Here is a 20,165-nt window from a genome sequence, read left to right as displayed (position 1 = left end):
TATGAAATAGGTGGCCCAACAAATTTTGTTTTCATAAATTTGATTGCGTTAGTTAGTTAATATTTAATTAATTGATCGACTTGGGGATGGAAGTTTAAATTGTCCAGGTCTAAGCTCCGTCCCCTTTTTTTATTCTACCATAATTGTTTTTCCTTTAGTTGTTAATTTCGCTTCGTTCGTATTTTGTATTATGGAAAGAATATTTTCCAAATCTTGATTTCGGTTAAACACCCCGTTGAAGGTAATCTTTGAAACATCTTCGTTCACGATTTCCACATCAACGTCGTACCATCTGGAAAGCACGGTCATAATATCTTTCAGGGGCATGTTCTTGAAACTGAACAGACCATCTTTCCATGAGATAACATTGCGCACATCTGCCTTGGCAATACTTATTTCTTGTGTGCCCTTGTCCAATTTGGACTGATAGCCAGGAGTCAAATTGCTGATGTTACCGCCATTTTTTACGGCAACTTTCCCGTTGACCAAGGTAGTTTCTATGAACTTATCTTCTTTAAAGGCCCTGACATTGAATTCAGTGCCCAAAACATCGACTTCTTGCTCTTGGGTGGCAACCAAAAAGTGGGTGCCATTGTTTTCGGTGCTCGGGGATACTTCAAAGTAAGCCTCGCCATACAACAGTTCCACTTTTCGTGGAAGATTGCTGGCAAAAGTAACCGGATACCTTAATTCCGAATCTGAATTCAACCACACCTTGGTGCCATCTGCAAGAACAAGATAAAATTGTCCACCCCTGGGAATGGTAAGCGTGTTGTATTTTAAGGGCTCTGTCTTATCGGCCTTGGATTTGTATACCAACTGCTTCCCATTGCTGGTCAGTGTTTGGGTGTTGAACGCTTTGCCTTTTTCCAAAGGCACTTTTGTTCCGTCCTCCAGGGTCAGAGTTGCCTTATCGGTGCCAATTTCAATAACAGTGTTGCCAACACTGATAGCTGGCTGTGTGGTAGGTTCTTGATTTGTGAGTACAAAGGGGAGGCTCAGCAAAGCTAAAACAATGGCCGCCGCCGCATATTTTAAATACCTAGACACCCCCTTTTTCGGATATATCTTTGAGTTGATGGCTTCCCATCCCTTTCGAATATCCACAATATCCAGAGCTTTTGAATAGCTTTCCTCTACTTTTTTATAGTAGAGTCTATGGGTTTCCGACTCGGAATACCAAGCATTAAAGATTTCTTCTTCTTCTTGAGTAAGGTTGTTGTTTAGTTTCTTGAGAATTAACTTAAACTCCATTATAATTCCAGTTGCTTTTTCTTAAGACAACCAAAATCTCAAAACGGGTGACAAAAAAATGACAAAAACTTAAAAATTTGATGCCAAAAGAGTGAATATCCCAATAAAATTGGGGTTTATTGAGTAATCAGTAAAGTGATTATACAGGTCATTTGTTGGGCTATTTTCAATTTGGCCCTCTGCAATTGTGTTTTGACCGTGTTCACCGAAACGCCTAGCTCGTTGGCAATCTCTACATACTTGTAGTTCTCTATGAATCGCATTTTGACGATTTGCTGCATCTTTGCTGGCAGGCCCTCCACCGCCTTTAGCAATTGATGATGAATAATTTTGAGATCTTCATCGGAGAAAAACTCCAAATTATAGTCTGAACTGATCATGGATTGCACATCCAAAACCTTGGTATTATCTGTAATTTTTAAGGTTTTCAGAAAGTTGAGGCATTTGTTCCTTACCATTGCGTAGAGATAACCCTTTAAAGAAGTCTTGATATCCAGATCATCTGCTTTTTCCCAAATATGGATAAACACTTCTTGTACAATATCCTCGCTCCAACCCTGATCAAAAAGATAGCTATTGGCATAATGGACCAATTCTTCATAAGCGTCTTCAAAAAATTTTTTGAAGACAAACCGATTTCGGTTTTTTATTTCTTCTAAGATTGAGTTTGAATCCAAAATAATTCAGGCTAAAAACGAATTAAAACTTTGTTCCCTGCATAAGACTTTTGTGCCAATGCAAAACAACTGGATTTGCAGTTACAATATATCCGTTCAATGCTTTCCCTTTTTAAAATGGCAATATTAAAAGTATGAATTAACTATGATTTTAAACATTGGCCCTTGTTAAAATGGATTTTTTTGTACTTTGGTCTTGTCCAATTTGAGCAACGTTTTTCTTTTCGTTGTGTTTTATCATATCGTTCGTATAGCACTTGAAGGAATTTTCACCTTTAACCGAGTCATGTAAATCTCATATGACAGCAGAACTATGGACAAATATATCTTCACTTACCTTATTTTAATTTTGGTTTTGTTCGGCTGCGAACAAAATATACAGATTCAGGAACCCCAAAAAAAATATGAGGTTTCCGAAAACATCCTTGACTATATTGGAGTTCCCAAAACCCCCCGTGATCGAAGCATGTTGATGTTTTCCGATCTGGGTGCATGGTTCGCCTACGGCCTTCAAGATGCTACGGACAATGGTATTGGTTTTTCCGGTCCATTTTTAATGACTCAGGAAAATGGGGTTTGGGCGAGTCAAGGGTTGGGTAATTTGCAACTATCTATCAATGGCAATAAAGTTTTGGGCTGGAAAAATGCTTTGGTCACCCAAAAGAGCTTTACCGGACAATTGGAACAGGTTTTTGCGGATTCCTTGTTGGGCATTTGGCAGCAATTGGTCTTTAAATCAGGCCATACCGCCATTCAGCGCAGTGTCGTGACCAATAGATCAAAAGCTCCCGTAACCTTAAAGGCCCATTTTTTGGGAACCCTTTTCGACCTTGACCTACATATTTCAAAAGAAGAAGACCGCTTAAAACTGGTTTCCGGAAAGAGTGATGCCGTCGGGTATATTCAATTTTTGAATAAGCCTATGGACATTTCGGTGGAGAATGAATCCTCTTTCAATGCCAGCTCAGAACAATTTACGCTGGAGCCCGGGGATTCGAAATCCTTTTTGGTCTCGCAGACTTTCATTTTTCCCGAGTATTCTTGGGAAGAAGAGAAGCGGGAAATCTCACAGGTCGATTTTGATACACTTTTAAAATTCAGACAAAGGGAAAAAGAAAGGGAACTTTCTGCCCTTGGCAAAAATTTGAAAGACAATTTTAGGGACAGTGTTTATGAGCAATTGGTTTCCAAGGCACATCTGACATTACAAAATAACTGGAGAATTCCTGCCGGCGAACTCAAGCACCAAGGATTGTTTCCAAGCTATCATTATGAATGGTTCCATGGATTTTGGTCATGGGATTCCTGGAAACATGCCGTAGGGCTGTCACTTTACAATCCAGAACTGGCAAAGGATCAGATGAGGGCCATGTTCGACTTTCAAAGAGAAAATGGATTTATTGTGGACTGCGTTTATCGCGATACCACGATTGAAGCACATAATTATCGCGACACTAAGCCACCGCTTTCAGCTTGGGCCGTCGCCAAAATAATGGAGAAGGATTCGGATACCAGTTTTGTCAAAGAAATGTACCCCAAACTGGTAAAATACCACAATTGGTGGTATGCAGATCGTGATCACGACCAAGATGGACTTTGCGAATACGGATCTACGGACGGTACTTTGATTGCGGCCAAATGGGAGAGTGGTATGGACAATGCCATTCGTTTTGATGACTCCAAAATCCTGAAAAATTCGGAAAATGCGTTTTCCCTTGATCAAGAAAGTGTGGACTTGAACGCCTATCTCTATGCGGAAAAATTACATCTGGCAACTTTAGCGGAAGTATTGGAAAACAATAAAGAAGCCAAAATGTGGAAAGATGAGGCTGCAATATTGAAGGAACGCATCCAACAACAATTTTTTGACGACGACGACGGATGGTTCTATGACACAAACCTAAAAGGTGATACATTTATAAAAGGAGCAGGAAGCGAAGGTTGGATTCCCCTTTGGGCCAAAGCGGCAACGCAACAACAGGCTGAAGCCGTCAAAGCCCAAATGATGGACCCGAAAAAGTTCTATGTAAAGGTACCTTTTCAGACGATGGCTGCGGACCATCCCAAATTCAATCCCTTAAAAGGATATTGGAGAGGTCCCAATTGGTTGGACCAAGCCTATTTTGGAATAAAGGGTCTTCGGAACTATGGTTTTGGCCAAGAAGCCGATGAGGCCACAGTAAAATTATTGAATGGAGCGGAAGGACTTTTGGACAAAGGCTCGCCGATTTATGAAAATTATCACCCTTTGACCGGAAAGGGACTCAATGCGCCCAACTTTAGTTGGAGTGCCGCACATTTATTAATGATGCTGACAAGCGACGAATAAAAATGGAATACCTAACACTGAAAATTGCACCTGGGCAAGCAGAAAATATTGCCCGCCAATTGTTCAATATTGAAGGCAATGCAACTCCCTTGCCCGGTGAGATTGATTTTAATTTTAGGATAAAAACAGCAAGGGGCGATGGATATATCCTAAAAGTTTCCCGCACCGATGAAGATTTGGATTATCTAGACTATCAGCAACAGTTGCTGCAATATGTAGAAAGGAAGGGTAAAGATTTAATTTCTCCCCTTGTGGTTATGGATAAAAATGGACAGGAGATTTCTGAATATTTGGATACCCATGGAAATACTCGAAAGGTCCGTCTGCTCAGTTGGATTCCAGGGCGTATCTGGAGCAAGGTCAATCCAAAATTGGATGATTTACGTTTTACCTTGGGCGAACAATGTGGCCTATTGACCACAGCACTTCAAGGTTTTGACCATCTCCAAGCGCATCGTGAATTTGAATGGGATGTTGCCCAATCCCTTTGGATAAAACCACATTTGGATTTATTCGATGGAGGGGAAAAGAAAATCCTTTCATTTTTCATCGAGCTTTTCGAGAAAAACCGAGAATCGTACAAAAAACTTAGAAAGGCCGTGGTGCACAACGATGCCAACGATAACAATATTATTGTTACTGACGATTTGGTGAACCCAAGGGTCAGGGCATTTATAGATTATGGCGATTCGGTGCATACCCAAATCATCAACGACGTGGCCATTGCCTGTGCTTATGCCGTTATGGGTCATAATGATGCCTTGGACGCAGCTTTACCGATTGTAAAAGGATACCATTCCACTTTTCCCTTACTGGAAGAAGAATTGGAACATTTATATGTGGCCATTGCCATGCGATTGGCTATTTCGGTCACCAAATCTGCGCAGAACAAAATCAAAGAGCCGGACAACACCTATTTATTGGTCAGTGAAAAACCAGCTTGGGAGGTACTTAGAAAATGGTTTGGAATCAATCCGGATTTTGCCCATTACAGTTTTAGGCAAGCTTGCGGGTTTGATGCACACCCTAAAAAAGAGAAGTTTGATCAATGGACAGAAGAAAATAGCTTTTCATTACAATCCCTGTTTCCAAATGCTCCTGGGAATGATGTGTTTCAGGTCGATTTAAGTGTTTCCAGTTTATGGGTTGGGCATCAAGACGAATTCAATGATTTGGATTTGCTTCAATTCAAATTTGATAGACTTCAGAAAGAACATCCTAACAAAGTTATCGCTGGCGGATATTTGGAACCAAGGGCATTGTACACTTCATCTTCCTACGACAAAATGGGAAATAGCGGACGTGAAAGCAGGACAGTGCATCTTGGAATCGATTTTTGGCTGCCAAAAGATACTCATGTACATGCAATGTTTGATGGGGAGGTAGTTACTGCAACAAATGATGACGGAGACAAGGAATATGGCGGATTGGTGATTTTAAAACATAGTTTTGGAGAATTTGAATTTTATACCCTGTATGGGCATCTATCTCCGGAAAGTGCAACCAAAAACAAAAATGGGGACAAAATCAAAAAAGGGGAAAGCATAGGTGTTTTGGGCGATTTTCCAGAGAATGGAAACTGGGTGCCCCATCTGCATTTTCAAATTATGCTGTCATTGCTGGGATATAAAGATGATTTTCCTGGTGTAGCCTATCCCAATCAATTAGCTGTTTGGAAAGCATTGTGCCCCGACCCAAATCAACTGTTCAAGATCAAGAATTTGGAACCTCCACAAAATGTCGGCAACAATGCCTTGCTTGGCTACCGAAGAAAACATCTGGGAAAAAGCCTGAGCCTGCAGTACAGAATACCCATTAAAATGGTACGTGGCTCAGGAGCTTATTTGATTGATGATTTGGGGCGAAAATATCTGGACACGGTGAACAACGTTGCGCATGTTGGGCATGAAAACCATGCCGTGGTGAAGGCGGGTCAAGAGCAGATGGCACTTCTCAATACCAATTCCCGCTATTTGCACGAAAATATTAATGCCTTGGCAAAAGAACTGCTCGAAACCCTTCCAAAGGAACTTTCAGTGCTTCACTTTGTGAATTCGGGCAGTGAAGCCAACGAACTGGCCATTCGAATGGTCAAAGCGGTCACAGGTGAAAGAGATATTATTGCTTCGGAAGTGGGCTATCATGGCAACTCCAACATGTGTATCGATATTAGTTCCTATAAATTTGATGGAAAAGGCGGTTCAGGTGCACCAGAGCATACCCATATTTTTCCACTGCCAGATGCTTTTCGGGGAAAATATAGAGGAACAGATACTGGAAAGCAGTATGCAGAAGAAGTACAGCACCAAATCGATGCCGTTCATGCCAAAGGCAGGGGTGTGGGTGCTTTTATCATCGAGCCCATAATAAGTTGCGGAGGTCAAATTGAACTCCCAGATGGATTTCTGCCCTTGGCCTATGAAAATGTGAGAAAATCGGGGGGACTTTGCATTTCAGATGAGGTCCAGGTGGGCTGCGGTCGTATGGGCAAAACGTTTTGGGGTTTCCAAATGCACAATGTAATCCCGGATATTGTTACCATAGGTAAACCGTTGGGTAATGGACACCCTTTGGCTGCAGTTGCATGTACTCAAGAAGTGGCTGAAAAGTTTGCCAATGGCATGGAGTACTTCAATACGTTTGGAGGGAATCCGGTGTCCTGTGCCATTGGAGCTGAGGTGCTCAGAACCGTGAAACGGGAAAAATTGCAGGGAAATGCCCTTGCCGTGGGGAACTTCCTTAAGGCAGAATTGAAAAAACTAAGTGCAGAATTTCCAATTATGGGAGATGTGCGGGGGCAAGGACTCTTTTTGGGCTTCGAGTTGGTGGATTCCAACCTGAATCCGCTGGGAGACCAAGCCGACTATTTGGCCAACCGAATGAAAGACCATGGCATTTTGATGAGTACCGACGGTCCAGACCATAATGTCCTGAAAATTAAACCTCCCATTGTCTTTTCAATCGAAAATGCCAAAGAACTGATTTTCTACCTAAGAAAAATCTTTGCCGAAGATTTTATGCAGGCATCAATCTAAAACCAATTCAATGCGATATATTTTTTTAAGTTTTTTGCTGTGCTTGGCACTAAGCTGTAAAAAAGAATATCTGACCGAAGTAGCGGAACAGACCTACCATTATAATCACGAAATTTTTGAAGAGAACAAGCTGCCGCCCCGAGCTAGTTTTTTTGGTCTGGAATCTTTTGAAAAGGAGGATATGGAAGATTCAAAACGTTACATGAGCTTGAATGGCGACTGGAAGTTTTACTTTGTTAAAGACCCAAAACAACGACCCACAACTTTTCAAAATGTGGCTTTTGATGATAGTGATTGGGATACCATACCCGTTCCTGCGAATTGGGAAGTGGAAGGTTATGACCACCCCATTTATTTGGATGAGCGGTATCCGTTTGACACTAAATGGCCCAACGCTCCCGAAGATTATAACCCAGTCGGGACTTATCGGAAAGTAATCGAGTTGTCCGAAGAATTTTTAAAGGAGGATGTCATCCTTCATTTTGCAGGAGCAAAATCCGCCATGTATGTTTATGTAAATGGAAGGTATGTTGGATATTCCCAAGGAAGCAAAACACCAGCTGAATTCAATATTTCGGAGTATTTGAATCCAGGAAAGAACCTTATTGCTTTGCAAATGTTCCGATGGAGCGATGCGAGCTATTTGGAGAGTCAGGATATGTTGCGCATGAGCGGAATTGAACGCGATGTGTATTTGTATGCCCAGCCCAAGGTTTTTGTTTCAGACTATCATGCCTATACCAATTTGGATGATGACTATGTTGATGGCATTTTTAAAGGAACTGTCAAAATAGCCAATCAATCTAAAGAAAATGTATCCCGAAACATTGTTTTGGAGCTTTTTGATGGGTCGGAATCCATCCATAAGCAAACTTTAGAAGCTGAAATTCCAGCCGACAGCATCAAAGAAGTGGTGTTTGAACATCTGATCAATAGTGTTAGGCAATGGTCTGCTGAGATTCCAAACCTTTATCAGCTCCAAATTTCACTTGAGGATGCGAGCAATCTAGAAAACAACATCCATGTAAAAAGTCATATTGGGTTTAAAAGGGTCGAAATTAAAGATGCTCAGGTATTGATCAACGGCAAGCCCATTTACATTAGGGGAGTGGACCGCCACGAAACGGACCCCTTTACCGGCCATGTCGTTTCCAAGGCATCCATTGAAAAGGATATTCAGTTGATGAAGCAGAACAATATCAATGCGGTTCGAAGTTCACATTATCCAAACGACCCTTATTGGCTGGATTTATGTGACAAATATGGACTTTATGTTGTTGATGAGGCCAATATTGAAAGTCATCCGTTGGCGATAGACGAAAAAACGCAGATTGGAAATGAGATGAGCTGGCTTCCTGCGCATATGATGCGTACCCAACGGATGTATTATCGAGATAGAAACCACCCCAGCATTTATTCCTGGTCTTTGGGAAATGAGGCAGGCGAAGGAGAAATTTTTAGAACGACATATAAATGGCTCGAAGAACAGGATGATAACCGCATTGTGCAATACGAACCTGCGGGCAAGGAAGATTATACGGATCTGTACTGCCCCATGTACCCCAAACCTGAATATTTGATTGCACATGGTGAATCCGATTCTGATAAACCTTCAATAATGATAGAGTATGCCCATGCGATGGGCAATTCCGTTGGAAATTTGCAGGATTATTGGGATATCATTGAAAAGTACCCCAACCTTCAAGGCGGATTTATTTGGGATTGGGTGGACCAAAGTTTGGAATACAAGGACGAAAACGGGAAACCCTATTTGGCCTACGGCCATGATTACCATGCCGATTTGCCAACCGACGGCAATTTCTTGAACAACGGGTTGGTTGACCCCTATCGCAATCCGCATCCGCATCTTTCAGAAGTTAAAAAGGTGTATGAACCTGTACATTTTAGCTATTTGGGCAATGGTGTTGTTCAGGTGGATAACAAGAATTTCTTTGCGGATTTTTCAGATAAGGAGATGAGGGTTCGAATTTTGGTGGATGGTATTCAGGAGCAAGAAATAAATGATGTTGAAGTAGAGGTAAAACCACTGCAATCAAGAAATATTCGCATAGCGGGAATTCCAACCACCTTCATACCTGAAAAAGAATATATTCTTGAGGTGGGCTTGATTCAAAAAGAAGATTCGTCCCTGATTCCCGCGGGACATGAAATTGCATGGGATCAATTTGTGCTTCAAAAAGGAGACTTCCCTGTCGAGAATGCATCTGAAAGCAATCCATTGCAAATAATTACTGTTGAAAACACTTTCGAGCTTAAAAATGATAAGGTCAATCTAAAGATTGATGCAAAATCAGGAGAATTGGTTTCCTGGCTTTATCATGATATCGAAATAACCCACCAACCGATACAACCAAACTTTTGGCGTCCGCCCACGGATAACGACCTAGGGAACGGGATGCCGAAATGGGCGAAAATCTGGCAAGATGCGACCTATAACTACAAAGCAAAACTTATTGAACCTCCAACCACGACAAAAGATGGTAGTGTAGTGTTCAAAGTTGGGTACGCACTTCCAAATGATGAAGCCAAGGTCAACATCGGTTATACTTTTAGGTCAAATGGAAGCCTAAAACTCGATTACAGCTTTGCACCCAACCAAAAAGATTTACCAAACATTCCGCGATTGGGCATGTACCTTACCCTTCCAAAAAAGTTCGATAAGGTTTCTTGGTATGGAAATGGACCTGATGAAAGTTATTGGGATAGAAAAACAGGGGTAAAGACGGGACTTTATTCTGGAAAAGTGGAAGATCAGTTCCATCGGTATTCCCGGCCCCAGGAAACAGGAAACAAAACCGATGTGCGTTGGATGGAAGTTACTTCATCAGATTTATCGATAAAAGTTGTTGGAGATATCCTTTTGAATTCAAGTGTATGGCCTTTTGCTCTGACAGAACTGGACTTCAATTCGGAAAAAGATGGAGCAGCCTCGGCCTCTGGATTGGTGCCTGTGACCAAAAAGCACGGAGCGGATATCAGAATAGGTGAAACTGTACAATGGAACATCGATTTACTGCAAATGGGCGTAGGGGGCGACACCTCCTGGGGTAGAATGGTACATGATGAATATACCATTAAGCCTGGGAGGTATAGTTATTCATTTACCATTGCACCTGAAATAAGCAAATGAGAAGTACAATTAATAAAATATCCGAAATGTCCAACCTATTCGAATTCATAATTGATAATAAGCCCATCGGGCTCTTTCCCAACAGAAATGTCCTTTACCACTTCTCTAGTTGATCTCTTAAAAACCCTAATTGAATTTTTCCGTGGAAGGGCAACAAAGACATAATCTTGGGAAGCAGTTATGCCCAATGCAGTGGTTTGTAAATCTATCTTATCCAAAAGAGCAAACCTTTCCATGTCATAAATGGAGATACTCCTTCCGAAAGAGTTGGTTATCCATGCCTCCCCCTTTGTGAAGGCCAGTTTGATGGGGAAACGCTCTGGGCTCTCAATGATTTTGATTTCTTCCAAGCTTTCAATATCTAAAACCATGATTTTATCTGCCCCGTTGCAAAGCACCCAGAGCCTTTTATTGTCTGGGGTTACACCCAAGCCTTCCGGACCTTTTGGGGTCGCCATATGGCGAACGGAGCCCGATTCGATATCGATGATTGAAATAGTATTTGATTCAATATTGGAAACAAAAAGGGTTTTAAAATCCGAAGTAGCCTTTATAATATGGCTGCCTTTCATGGTTTCATATTCCTTTTTAATACTCCCGTCATTTCCATCCATTTCCAAAACTTTTCCCTCATTTTCATCTGTTACCCAAACAATACTTCCATCGGTGTTCGTAAGTATTCCATGAGGATTCTGATGTGGCGCAATGGAGAACGTCTGTACCACCATTCCAGGGAGTGTTATCTTAGTAATGGTGTTTTCCTTTTCTTCAATCCATTGCAAAGACTTTTGTCCAGCTGAGATATTTGGATAAGAGCCATAGTTGGCCACGAAAGCCACTTTTTGGTCTTTAGACATCGATATTTCATGTGGTCCCTTTCCAACCTTAACGTCCTTGATTACATCACCTTCCATAGTGACAACACTAACCTTATGACTGGACCTGTTGACAACCAAAATGTTTGATTGGGGATTTCTTGCTTTCCGATAATAGCTATTCAATAAATCAACAGCTTCAACTGAATAAATGTTGGTGTCCTTGCTCTTTAAACTATCACTGCTTGTAAAATACAATACTCCTTTGTGGTCCAAAAAAGGATAAAGATCACTCCCCGTCGTATTTATCTCCTCCAAATTCTGGGGTGCTGTCCATGTCTCTTTCTTAAGGAAACTAATGTAAAGATCACCAAAGGAAGACTTGTTCATGGATCTTTGGGAGGATTCAAAAATCATTATGGAATCCCTGGCCATGGTAAGGTTCCACTCTCCAAAAGATGAGTTGATCACAGGCCCAAGGTTTATGGGGGCCGAAACTTCGCCGTCCCTGTCAAGTGACACATAAAGATCTCCTTGCCCCAAGCCACCAGGCCTATCGGAAGCAAAGTATAAGTTGTTGTTGCTATCGGTTACGGGACTGTACTCAGCATAATCTGAACTCACGGCTTCAATCCTTACAGGGGCGGACCATACACCATCTTTTGTTTTGTCCGTGCGCCAAATGTCGGTAGATTTAAAAGGGGGTCTTTTGGAGGTAAAAAAAAGTGATTGTCCATCCAGTGCCAAATGGGGGTCCCCATCATCAAATTCCCCAGAGAACGACGCTATCTCCGGAGCACTCCAGCCGCTTTTGCTTTTGGATGAAAAATATATGGTGCTCTTCAAATTTCCTATGCCCCACTGTCCATTGGCCTTGACAAAATACACCGTATCCTGGGATTGGTTAAAAGTAGCTCCGTATTCCACATTTTCAGTGGCTATGAACGAAGTTATGTTGTATGGCGCCCCAGTTTCTTGAGAGAAGAGCAACAAAGATGAAGCCGTGAAGAGAACCCCTAAAAGAACTTGTTTTACCATGTACGTTTTTTGGCGCTGAAATGAAAGAACAGCAGCAATGATGATTGAACCTTTAAATTATCAATTATCTCTTTAAAATTTGATAAAGAGACCAAGTTTAACAGACGCGTGCATAAAAAAAGTAAACATTACTTACTTCTTTCGAAGGTTTTCCATCAACCAATATGTTCTCTCTTCAAGAATTGAGGAAGCACGTGGTTTCATGTGCCAAAGATTATAGATTAGATTTTGGATGGACCATTAACCACTGGAATTATTTAAAAAGCATCGCCACTGCCCCTATTGCAGTAACAATCAGGATAAACCGCTTATAATTACGCTCATTGATTTTCTTCACAATAAAAACACCAAAAAGCAATCCAGCCCCGATTGCTGGCAGCAACTTTAGGTTGATGACCAGTGTTTCCGTGGAAATAGTTTCCCATACCCAAATATGAAATGGCAATTTAAAGAGATTGGTAATGAAAAAAAGCCAAGCAGCCGTTCCCACGAACTCATTTTTGGGTAAGCGCATTGCCAAAAAGAAGATGTTGGTAAAGGCCCCGGCCAAATTGCCAATCATGGTACAGATGCCCGCCATAATCCCCATAGATCCCGAAAAAGCCCAGTGTGATGGTGTGACCGTGGATTTTCTTCTTTCCCACCAATAAAGCAGCCCCAAGCTGATAAAAATCACCACCACCATCCCCCATTTGAACTCTTTTTCGGGCAAATCCTTCCCAACAAGAACACCGATGAGAATGCCCAGAACCATCCAAGGTAAGAACTTAAAAATATACTTCCACTGGGCATGCCGATTGTAGTAGAGCACCGCAAAAACATCTCCTGCCAACAATAAGGGCATGATCAAGCCAGTGGATTGGCGCGCACCAAAGGCCAGGGCCATTAAAGTGACATTGAATATGGACATTCCTTTGAGCCCCGCCTTGGAGGCACCTATCAAAAAAGTGGCAACCGATGCCAAGAACCAGCCAAACAGTGTGGGCTCTGATGAAGCGAATAGAATCAAAGGATTGGTTTAGCGAACAAAATGTAAAGGTATTTTAAAAAAACTATACCTTTAAGCACGTACCAATCATGATTTAAAATGGATATCCAAACCTTAGATTATTTTATAATTTTCGGATTCTTCGCCATAGTCCTTTTTATAGGAGTATATGTTTCAAAAAAATCTGGAAAAAGCTCATCAGAATATTTTCTGTCGGGAAGGACCATGCCCTGGTGGCTGTTGGGACTTTCAATGGTCGCCACGACTTTTTCAACGGACACCCCAAACCTGGTGACCGATTTGGTACGTTCCAATGGGGTTTCTGGGAACTGGGGCTGGTGGTGTTTTTTGGTCACCGGGATGCTCACCGTGTTTGTTTATGCCAAGCTCTGGAGGAAATCCAATGTTAAAACCGATTTGGAATTTTATGAAATACGTTATGGAGGAAAGGCGGCAAGCTTTTTAAGAAAGTTCAGGGCCATATACCTTGGGGTCATTTTCAACGTGATTACCATGTCCGCGGTTACGCTTGCAGCCATAAAGATCGGGGGAGTAATGTTGGGCCTGGAACCTTGGGTAACCGTTGTGGCTGCAGGACTGATCACGGTAATATTCAGTGCACTGGGAGGGTTCAAGGGCGTGGTCTACAGTGATTTTCTATTGTTTTTCGTGGCGATGGCCGGGGCAATCGGCGCGGCCTATTATCTGGTCAATTTGCCTGAAGTGGGCGGAATTCAGGCAATCATTGATAATGAAAATGTTAAGGACAAAATAAGTATTCTTCCCGATTTGAGCGACACAAAAGCTGTAATCACCATACTTGTGATTCCATTGGCGGTGCAATGGTGGAGTTCATGGTACCCTGGCGGAGAACCCGGCGGCGGAGGATATATTGCGCAACGAATGCTGGCCGCAAAGAACGAGAACCATGCCATAGGGGCAACCTTTTTTTTCAACATCATGCATTATGCCCTTAGGCCCTGGCCATGGATATTGGTGGCTCTGGCTTCTTTAGTCGTGTACCCAGATGTGGCAAGCATCCATGAAGCCTTTCCGAATGTTGCAGCCGATAAGCTGGGCCATGACCTGGCTTATTCAGCAATGCTCACCAAACTGCCCAGCGGATTGCTAGGATTGGTTTTGGCGTCTTTGGTGGCCGCTTACATGAGTACAATTTCCACCCAACTGAATTGGGGCTCTTCCTATATTGTTTATGATTTTTATAAGCAGCAGGTAAATCCAGACGCAACTGAAAAACAAATGGTAGCCGTTGGTAGGCTATCGACGGTAGTACTGATGTTGTTGAGCGCCTTTTTGGCATTGGCGATGCAGAATGCCATGGGAATTTTCAACCTGCTGTTGTCGTTTGGGGCAGGAACGGGACTCATCTTTATTTTGAGGTGGTTCTGGTGGCGCATCAACGCATGGAGCGAGATTACAGCCATGTTTTCTTCAGGAATATTGGCCATTCTTTTGGAGACCACTTCACTGAGAGACGTTCTTTTTGGTGCCGAAGCAGGAGTATTGCCAGAATGGGGAGAGCTTCCCTTTATCATGGCCATTACTACCATTATTTGGCTTACGGCCACCTTTGTCACCCAACCTGAAACCAAGGAAGTGCTAAGAAGTTTTTACAGAAGAATACAGCCCGGAGGCCCAGGATGGGCCAAGGTGGTCCATGAAGCTCAAGCGGATAATGTTCACATCGTGGAGTCCAACGAAAAGTGGAGTGTGCCCTCCGGCATTACGGCCATGTTGCTCGGTGTGGTTTTGATTTATTCCATTATGTTCGCCACCGGGTATTGGATATATGGAGAAACTGTCTTGGCATCGATATTGACCGGAGTGGCAGCAATTTCAGGGATTTTGTTGGTAAAAGTTTGGAATAGAATAAAAGAAACCATCTTATAAGAACATCATGAAGAACAGGGTATTGTCCGTTGACATTTTTAGGGGAGCCACCATAGTATTGATGATATTGGTAAATACCCCGGGTACGTGGTCCAATGTGTATGCCCCACTGTTGCATGCCGAGTGGCATGGCTACACACCGACCGATTTGGTGTTTCCATTTTTCCTTTTTATAGTGGGTACTTCCATAGTGTTTGCCTATCAGAACAAGGAGGCCAATGCAGCAACCTATAAAAAGATATCCGTTCGGACCTTGAAACTCATTGGCCTCGGACTTTTTCTTGGAGCTTTTACTATCAGTTTTCCATTTATAAAGGAGTTCAGTGAAATTCGTTTTCCTGGGGTGCTGCAGCGAATTGGCGTGGTTTTCTTTTTTGCGGCAATCCTCTTTCTCAATTTGGATTGGAAGAAGCTGGTTGGCGTAGCCATATTTCTTCTGGTGGGCTATTGGGCATTGATGGCATTCGTTCAGGTGGAAGGAGTGGCATCTACCTTTGATCGTGCACCTAACAATTTGGCCAATTATATTGATGTAAAAGTATTTGGTTCACACAATTACAAGCCCGACTACGATCCTGAAGGGCTGTTGAGCACTATTCCATCCATAGTAAGCTCCCTTCTCGGAATTTTTACCGGATTGATATTGAGATCAAAACAGGAAAAAAAGACCACAATTTTGTTCGGACTTGGAGGGGCGTTGTTGATTGTTGGACACCTTTGGGATTTTATCTTTCCCATCAACAAGGCACTTTGGACAAGCAGTTTTGTTTTGGTAACCGCAGGGTGGGCCAATGTTGTATTGGCTTTGATTTATTATCTCACCGACGTAAAGGGCATTAAGTTTGGAAGCATTTTTAGATATGCTGGCGCCAATGCCATAGCGGTGTATTTCCTGTCGAGTTTTATCACAAAACTCTTTTATTCAATCAAAGTGGATGGGGAAACCTCGCTTCACGGATGGCTTTTCAATACAATTTATGTGCACGACTTCATCTCCATGGAGTTTTCATCACTGCTCTATGGGTTGAGCGTGGTCGCTTTTTATTGTCTTGTGGCCTATGTGATGTATAAAAGAAAGATTTTCATCAAAGTCTGAGTTATTGGAAATGGGACCGCTTCGCATCAATGCGGTGAAAGATTATATTTTTGTTGAGTGAAATATTAAGGATTATTTCAATACAAGGTTTTTCAAATGGGCGACTTTCAGCGTTTGCCCACTCATTTTTAATTCCTGGCCCCCATCAACTTGGCCACATATTTCCCTATTACATCAAACTCCAGGTTCACCCTTGTGCCTGTTTTATACGAATGGAATCGGGTATGCTCATAGGTATAGGGAATAATTGCAACGCTAAAACCGTCTTTTTTTGAATCGATAACGGTTAGGCTTACCCCATCAACCGTAATGGAACCTTTTTCAATGGTAATATTATTCAACGAAGGGTCATAAGCAAAACTGAAGATCCAACTGCCATCTTTTTGATCGATGGAAGAGCAGACTGCGGTCTGGTCCACATGGCCCTGCACCAAATGCCCGTCCAATCTTGCCCCGAGTTTCATGGCACGCTCAAGATTGACGACCGAACCAACCCTCAAATCTTCCAAATTGGTCTTGCTCAAGGTTTCCTCAATGGCGGTTACCGTGTAGCAACCTTCATCCAACGCAACAACCGTAAGGCAAACCCCGTTGTGTGAAACGCTTTGGTCTATCTTCAACTCTGTGGTCATGGGAGAGGCAATTGTAATGTGAAGATTGCCACCTTCCTTCTCAAGTTTCTCCACCTTTCCCAAGGTCTCTATAATACCTGTGAACATGAATCCTATTAATTGAGTAGTTTTGTGATGTAAAAGTAGCCATATCGGCAAAGAATCTATGAACGAAGATCAAAAAATACGGTTGGGCATATCGGTTGGGGATGTTAACGGAATAGGGTGCGAGGTGATTTTGAAGACATTTCAGGACATCAGAATGTTGGATTTTTGCACCCCTGTGATCTTTGCCGCCAACAAAACAATTTCCCAGCAGAAGACCGATATAAATATCGACATTACCTTTCACGGTGTCCAGCATGCTTCTGATGTGGTTGACGGAAAGATCAATGTCGTAAACGTCAGGAAAGATGCCCCGGAAATGGAATATGGAAAGGCGACAAAAGAAGCAGGGCAATATGCCATTGCATCCCTGAAAGCTTCGGTTGATGCGCTCAAACAGGGAAAAATAGATGTCCTCGTCACAGCTCCCATAAATAAGAACAACGTACAATCCGAGGAATTCAAGTTTCCCGGACATACGGATTATTTGGCCAAAGAACTGAAAGGACAAAGCCTTATGTTCATGATTGCCGATTCGTTAAGGGTCGGCCTGTTGACCGACCATATCGCGGTAAAGGACGTGGCTGCGGCCATCACGCCAAAACTAATTCGGGACAAGGTTGCTATTATGGAAAAATCGCTTAGGATGGATTTCGGTATCCGTCGTCCAAAAATAGCCCTTTTGGGAATCAACCCGCATAGTGGCGACCACGGCACCATCGGCGAAGAGGACGACAAAGTGTTGAGGCCGACCATACAGGAGATTTTTGACAAGGGTACCATGGTCTTCGGGCCTTATTCAGCAGACAGCTTTTTCGGCTCCAATGCACATCAAAAATTTGATGCGGTTTTGGCCGCTTACCACGATCAAGGGCTTATTCCGTTTAAAACACTTTCTTTTGGCAAAGGAGTAAACTACACCGCTGGGCTGGAAAAGGTCCGCACATCCCCAGACCATGGAACGGCCTATGAGATTGCCGGAAAAGGCATCGCCGATGAAAGCTCTTTTAAAGAAGCTGTTTTTATGGCCATGCAGATTTTTAGGAACAGAACCGAGTATGAAGAGCTGACCAAGAATCCGCTGCAAAAGCAGAAGGTAAAACGCGCCAGCTAAAAATCTAGGGGAAAGGATAATTGTTGTTTCCCAAGATTGCAGTTTTACAAATAAATAGTATCTTTGCCCCCGCCTTTAAGGGCTGGTACACAAACATTAAGTGTAGAAGCGATGAAGCAGAAGGAGTTTTCTATTCCCTTTTCGGGATTAAAGCTGGGAAAACACAGGTTTGAGTATGAAATTGACAATGCGTTCTTTGAATCTTTTGAATATCAAGAATTTAATGGTGCCAAAGTATCGGTGGTAGCCGTTTTGGACAAGTTGAGTACCATGATGGAACTCAAACTTGAGGCAAAGGGCACGGTGAATGTGGACTGTGATTTGACCGGCGAACCATTTGATCAATCTGTGGACGCAGAGCTTCATTTGGTCATAAAGTTCGGGGAGGAATACAATGATGAAAATGATGAGGTGTTGGTCATCCCACATGGGGAACATCAAATCAACATTGCCCAATATGTGTATGAAATGCTCGTGTTGGCCGTTCCGCAAAAAAGGGTGCATCCAGGGGTACTGGACGGCACTTTAAAATCGGATATTCTAGAAAAGCTGGAAGAACTTCAGCCAAAGGAAAAAAAGAAAGAATCAGAAAAAACAGATCCCAGATGGGATAGCTTAAAAAAATTATTAACGGACAAATAGGTTACAATGGCACATCCTAAAAGAAAAACATCAAAAACCAGAAGGGACAAAAGAAGAACCCACTACAAGGCGTCCATGCCCACAATTGCCAAAGACTCCGTGACCGGAGAAATGCACCTGTACCACAGGGCGCACTGGCATGAGGGCAAACTCTATTACAGAGGCCAGGTTTTGATTGACAAAACAGAAGAGGAAACCGCTGCATAAACCACGGTACCCCTTAATGAACCAACTCCCGTTACCACATCAGCGGGAGTTTTTTTATGGACCAAGTTTAATTTTTAAAAACGAGGCCATTTTAATAAAAAAGTCATATAAAATGACTATTTTTCAAAGCTTTTGGGTCAAATTTCAAGGTTTTTGACATAAAAAGACGCTAGTATGAAAAAAACAACGGCAGCGATTACAGCTGTGGGAAGCTACGTTCCAGATTTTGTGCTGTCCAACAAAGTGCTGGAAACCATGGTGGACACCAACGACGAATGGATCACCACCCGAACGGGAATAAAGGAACGTAGGATACTTAAAAAGGAAAACGCCGGAACATCCTATTTGGCCATAAAAGCAGCAGAGGATCTTATCAAAAAAAGCGGTGTAGACCCCAAGGAAATTGATTTTGTTTTGGTGGCAACCGCCACACCGGACCTTCCTGTGGCAGCCACGGCCGCCTACGTAGCATCGGAAATTGGGGCCGTAAATGCCTTTTCGTACGATCTTCAAGCGGCATGTTCCAGTTTTCTATACGGTATGTCCACAGCGGCAAGCTATATTGAGTCCGGCAGGTACAAAAAAGTTCTTCTCATAGGAGCCGACAAAATGTCTTCCATCATTGATTACACCGATCGTACCACATGCATCATTTTTGGCGATGGTGCTGGAGCGGTGCTCTTTGAACCCAATCACGAGGGGTTGGGCCTTCAAGATGAATATTTGAGGACAGATGGGGTCGGCAGGCAATTTCTAAAAATAGACGCAGGGGGTTCCATTTTGCCCGCATCCGAGGAAACGGTCAAGAACAAACAACACTATGTTTTCCAAGATGGCAAATCTGTCTTTAAGTTTGCCGTTTCCAACATGGCCGATGTGTCCGCTCTGGTCATGGAGCGCAACAACCTTTCCCATGAGGATGTACAGTGGTTGGTGCCCCATCAGGCCAATAGGCGAATCATAGACGCCACCGCTAAGAGAATGGGACTGGAACCGGAAAAGGTCATGATCAATATAGACCGATATGGCAATACCACCTCGGCCACACTGCCTTTGTTGTTGAGCGACTATGAAAAACAACTTAAAAAAGGAGATAATTTAATTTTTGCCGCCTTCGGTGGTGGTTTTACATGGGGTGCCATTTATTTGAAATGGGCCTATAATTCAAAATAAAAACTAACTAAATCACATT

Annotated in this window: 14 protein-coding genes; 9 read left to right on the top strand and 5 right to left on the bottom strand. The window is 42.7% G+C overall.

The window, feature by feature from the left end; all coding sequences use genetic code 11:
• Positions 1-129 precede the first annotated feature (129 nt).
• Together K7G75_RS02465 and K7G75_RS02460 are read right to left on the bottom strand one after the other, a co-directional pair.
• Positions 130-1,254 (bottom strand): FecR family protein, encoded by a 1,125-nt coding sequence (locus K7G75_RS02465; protein WP_222982430.1) that lies wholly within the window; start codon positions 1,252-1,254, stop codon positions 130-132.
• Between the two features lie 116 nt (positions 1,255-1,370).
• Entirely contained in the window at positions 1,371-1,931 is a 561-nt protein-coding gene (locus K7G75_RS02460) for an RNA polymerase sigma factor (protein ID WP_222982428.1), read from the bottom strand.
• Positions 1,932-2,244: 313 nt separating this feature from the next.
• On the opposite strand from K7G75_RS02460, the gene K7G75_RS02455 reads away from it, so the two are divergent.
• The 3 genes from K7G75_RS02455 to lacZ are packed head-to-tail and all read left to right on the top strand — an operon-like array spanning position 2,245 to position 10,446.
• Entirely contained in the window at positions 2,245-4,260 is a 2,016-nt protein-coding gene (locus tag K7G75_RS02455) for an MGH1-like glycoside hydrolase domain-containing protein (protein ID WP_222982426.1), read from the top strand.
• Positions 4,261-4,262: 2 nt separating this feature from the next.
• The gene (locus tag K7G75_RS02450; protein WP_222982418.1) at positions 4,263-7,295 is read left to right on the top strand and encodes an aminotransferase class III-fold pyridoxal phosphate-dependent enzyme; all 3,033 of its coding nucleotides are present in this window, start codon (positions 4,263-4,265) and stop codon (positions 7,293-7,295) included.
• A gap of 10 nt (positions 7,296-7,305) precedes the next feature.
• On the top strand, positions 7,306-10,446 hold the full coding sequence (gene lacZ, locus K7G75_RS02445; protein WP_222982416.1) for a beta-galactosidase, LacZ type: 3,141 nt from the start codon (positions 7,306-7,308) through the stop codon (positions 10,444-10,446).
• 35 nt (positions 10,447-10,481) lie between these two features.
• On the opposite strand, the gene K7G75_RS02440 is transcribed toward lacZ, so the two are convergent.
• Both K7G75_RS02440 and K7G75_RS02435 read right to left on the bottom strand, forming a co-directional pair.
• Complete coding sequence (locus K7G75_RS02440; protein ID WP_222982414.1) at positions 10,482-12,299, bottom strand: YVTN family beta-propeller repeat protein; 1,818 nt, start codon at positions 12,297-12,299, stop codon at positions 10,482-10,484.
• A gap of 253 nt (positions 12,300-12,552) precedes the next feature.
• Positions 12,553-13,308: a sulfite exporter TauE/SafE family protein gene (locus tag K7G75_RS02435; RefSeq protein WP_222982412.1), complete on the bottom strand. Its 756-nt coding sequence runs from the start codon at positions 13,306-13,308 to the stop codon at positions 12,553-12,555.
• 78 nt (positions 13,309-13,386) lie between these two features.
• Here K7G75_RS02435 and K7G75_RS02430 point away from each other — a divergent pair, with 78 nt between their 5' ends.
• Both K7G75_RS02430 and K7G75_RS02425 read left to right on the top strand, forming a co-directional pair.
• A complete protein-coding gene (locus K7G75_RS02430) occupies positions 13,387-15,198 on the top strand; it encodes a sodium:solute symporter family protein (RefSeq protein WP_222982410.1) in 1,812 nt (603 codons plus the stop codon).
• 7 nt (positions 15,199-15,205) lie between these two features.
• Positions 15,206-16,294, top strand: coding sequence for an acyltransferase family protein (locus K7G75_RS02425; RefSeq protein WP_222982408.1), 1,089 nt, complete (start codon positions 15,206-15,208; stop codon positions 16,292-16,294).
• A 128-nt stretch (positions 16,295-16,422) separates the two neighbouring features.
• Here K7G75_RS02425 and K7G75_RS02420 read toward each other — a convergent pair whose 3' ends face one another.
• Entirely contained in the window at positions 16,423-17,013 is a 591-nt protein-coding gene (locus tag K7G75_RS02420) for a riboflavin synthase (RefSeq protein ID WP_222982406.1), read from the bottom strand.
• A 58-nt stretch (positions 17,014-17,071) separates the two neighbouring features.
• On the opposite strand from K7G75_RS02420, the gene pdxA reads away from it, so the two are divergent.
• From pdxA to K7G75_RS02400, 4 genes are all read left to right on the top strand, one after another.
• A complete protein-coding gene (gene pdxA / locus K7G75_RS02415; protein WP_222982404.1) occupies positions 17,072-18,124 on the top strand; it encodes a 4-hydroxythreonine-4-phosphate dehydrogenase PdxA in 1,053 nt (350 codons plus the stop codon).
• A 111-nt stretch (positions 18,125-18,235) separates the two neighbouring features.
• Positions 18,236-18,766, top strand: a complete 531-nt coding sequence (locus K7G75_RS02410; RefSeq protein WP_222982402.1) for a YceD family protein — start codon at positions 18,236-18,238, stop codon at positions 18,764-18,766.
• 6 nt (positions 18,767-18,772) lie between these two features.
• Positions 18,773-18,973, top strand: a complete 201-nt coding sequence (rpmF, locus tag K7G75_RS02405) for a 50S ribosomal protein L32 (RefSeq protein WP_222982394.1) — start codon at positions 18,773-18,775, stop codon at positions 18,971-18,973.
• A 174-nt stretch (positions 18,974-19,147) separates the two neighbouring features.
• Positions 19,148-20,146, top strand: coding sequence for a beta-ketoacyl-ACP synthase III (locus tag K7G75_RS02400; protein WP_222982392.1), 999 nt, complete (start codon positions 19,148-19,150; stop codon positions 20,144-20,146).
• The last annotated feature ends 19 nt before the right edge of the window (positions 20,147-20,165 follow it).

The organism is Flagellimonas meishanensis (genome assembly GCF_019880545.1).
In the GTDB taxonomy this organism is placed as follows: Bacteria; Bacteroidota; Bacteroidia; order Flavobacteriales; family Flavobacteriaceae; genus Flagellimonas; species Flagellimonas meishanensis.
This window is presented reverse-complemented; position numbering and strand designations above follow the sequence as displayed.

What these genes read in the sequence shown, in the direction of transcription:
- K7G75_RS02465 (WP_222982430.1), bottom strand. Translation starts at nt 1,254, where the DNA reads ATGGAGTTTAAGTTAATTCTCAAGAAACTAAACAACAACCTTACTCAA.
- K7G75_RS02455 (WP_222982426.1), top strand. Translation starts at nt 2,245, where the DNA reads ATGGACAAATATATCTTCACTTACCTTATTTTAATTTTGGTTTTGTTC.
- K7G75_RS02450 (WP_222982418.1), top strand. Translation starts at nt 4,263, where the DNA reads ATGGAATACCTAACACTGAAAATTGCACCTGGGCAAGCAGAAAATATT.
- lacZ (WP_222982416.1), top strand. Translation starts at nt 7,306, where the DNA reads ATGCGATATATTTTTTTAAGTTTTTTGCTGTGCTTGGCACTAAGCTGT.
- K7G75_RS02440 (WP_222982414.1), bottom strand. Translation starts at nt 12,299, where the DNA reads ATGGTAAAACAAGTTCTTTTAGGGGTTCTCTTCACGGCTTCATCTTTG.
- K7G75_RS02430 (WP_222982410.1), top strand. Translation starts at nt 13,387, where the DNA reads ATGGATATCCAAACCTTAGATTATTTTATAATTTTCGGATTCTTCGCC.
- K7G75_RS02425 (WP_222982408.1), top strand. Translation starts at nt 15,206, where the DNA reads ATGAAGAACAGGGTATTGTCCGTTGACATTTTTAGGGGAGCCACCATA.
- K7G75_RS02420 (WP_222982406.1), bottom strand. Translation starts at nt 17,013, where the DNA reads ATGTTCACAGGTATTATAGAGACCTTGGGAAAGGTGGAGAAACTTGAG.
- pdxA (WP_222982404.1), top strand. Translation starts at nt 17,072, where the DNA reads ATGAACGAAGATCAAAAAATACGGTTGGGCATATCGGTTGGGGATGTT.
- K7G75_RS02410 (WP_222982402.1), top strand. Translation starts at nt 18,236, where the DNA reads ATGAAGCAGAAGGAGTTTTCTATTCCCTTTTCGGGATTAAAGCTGGGA.
- rpmF (WP_222982394.1), top strand. Translation starts at nt 18,773, where the DNA reads ATGGCACATCCTAAAAGAAAAACATCAAAAACCAGAAGGGACAAAAGA.
- K7G75_RS02400 (WP_222982392.1), top strand. Translation starts at nt 19,148, where the DNA reads ATGAAAAAAACAACGGCAGCGATTACAGCTGTGGGAAGCTACGTTCCA.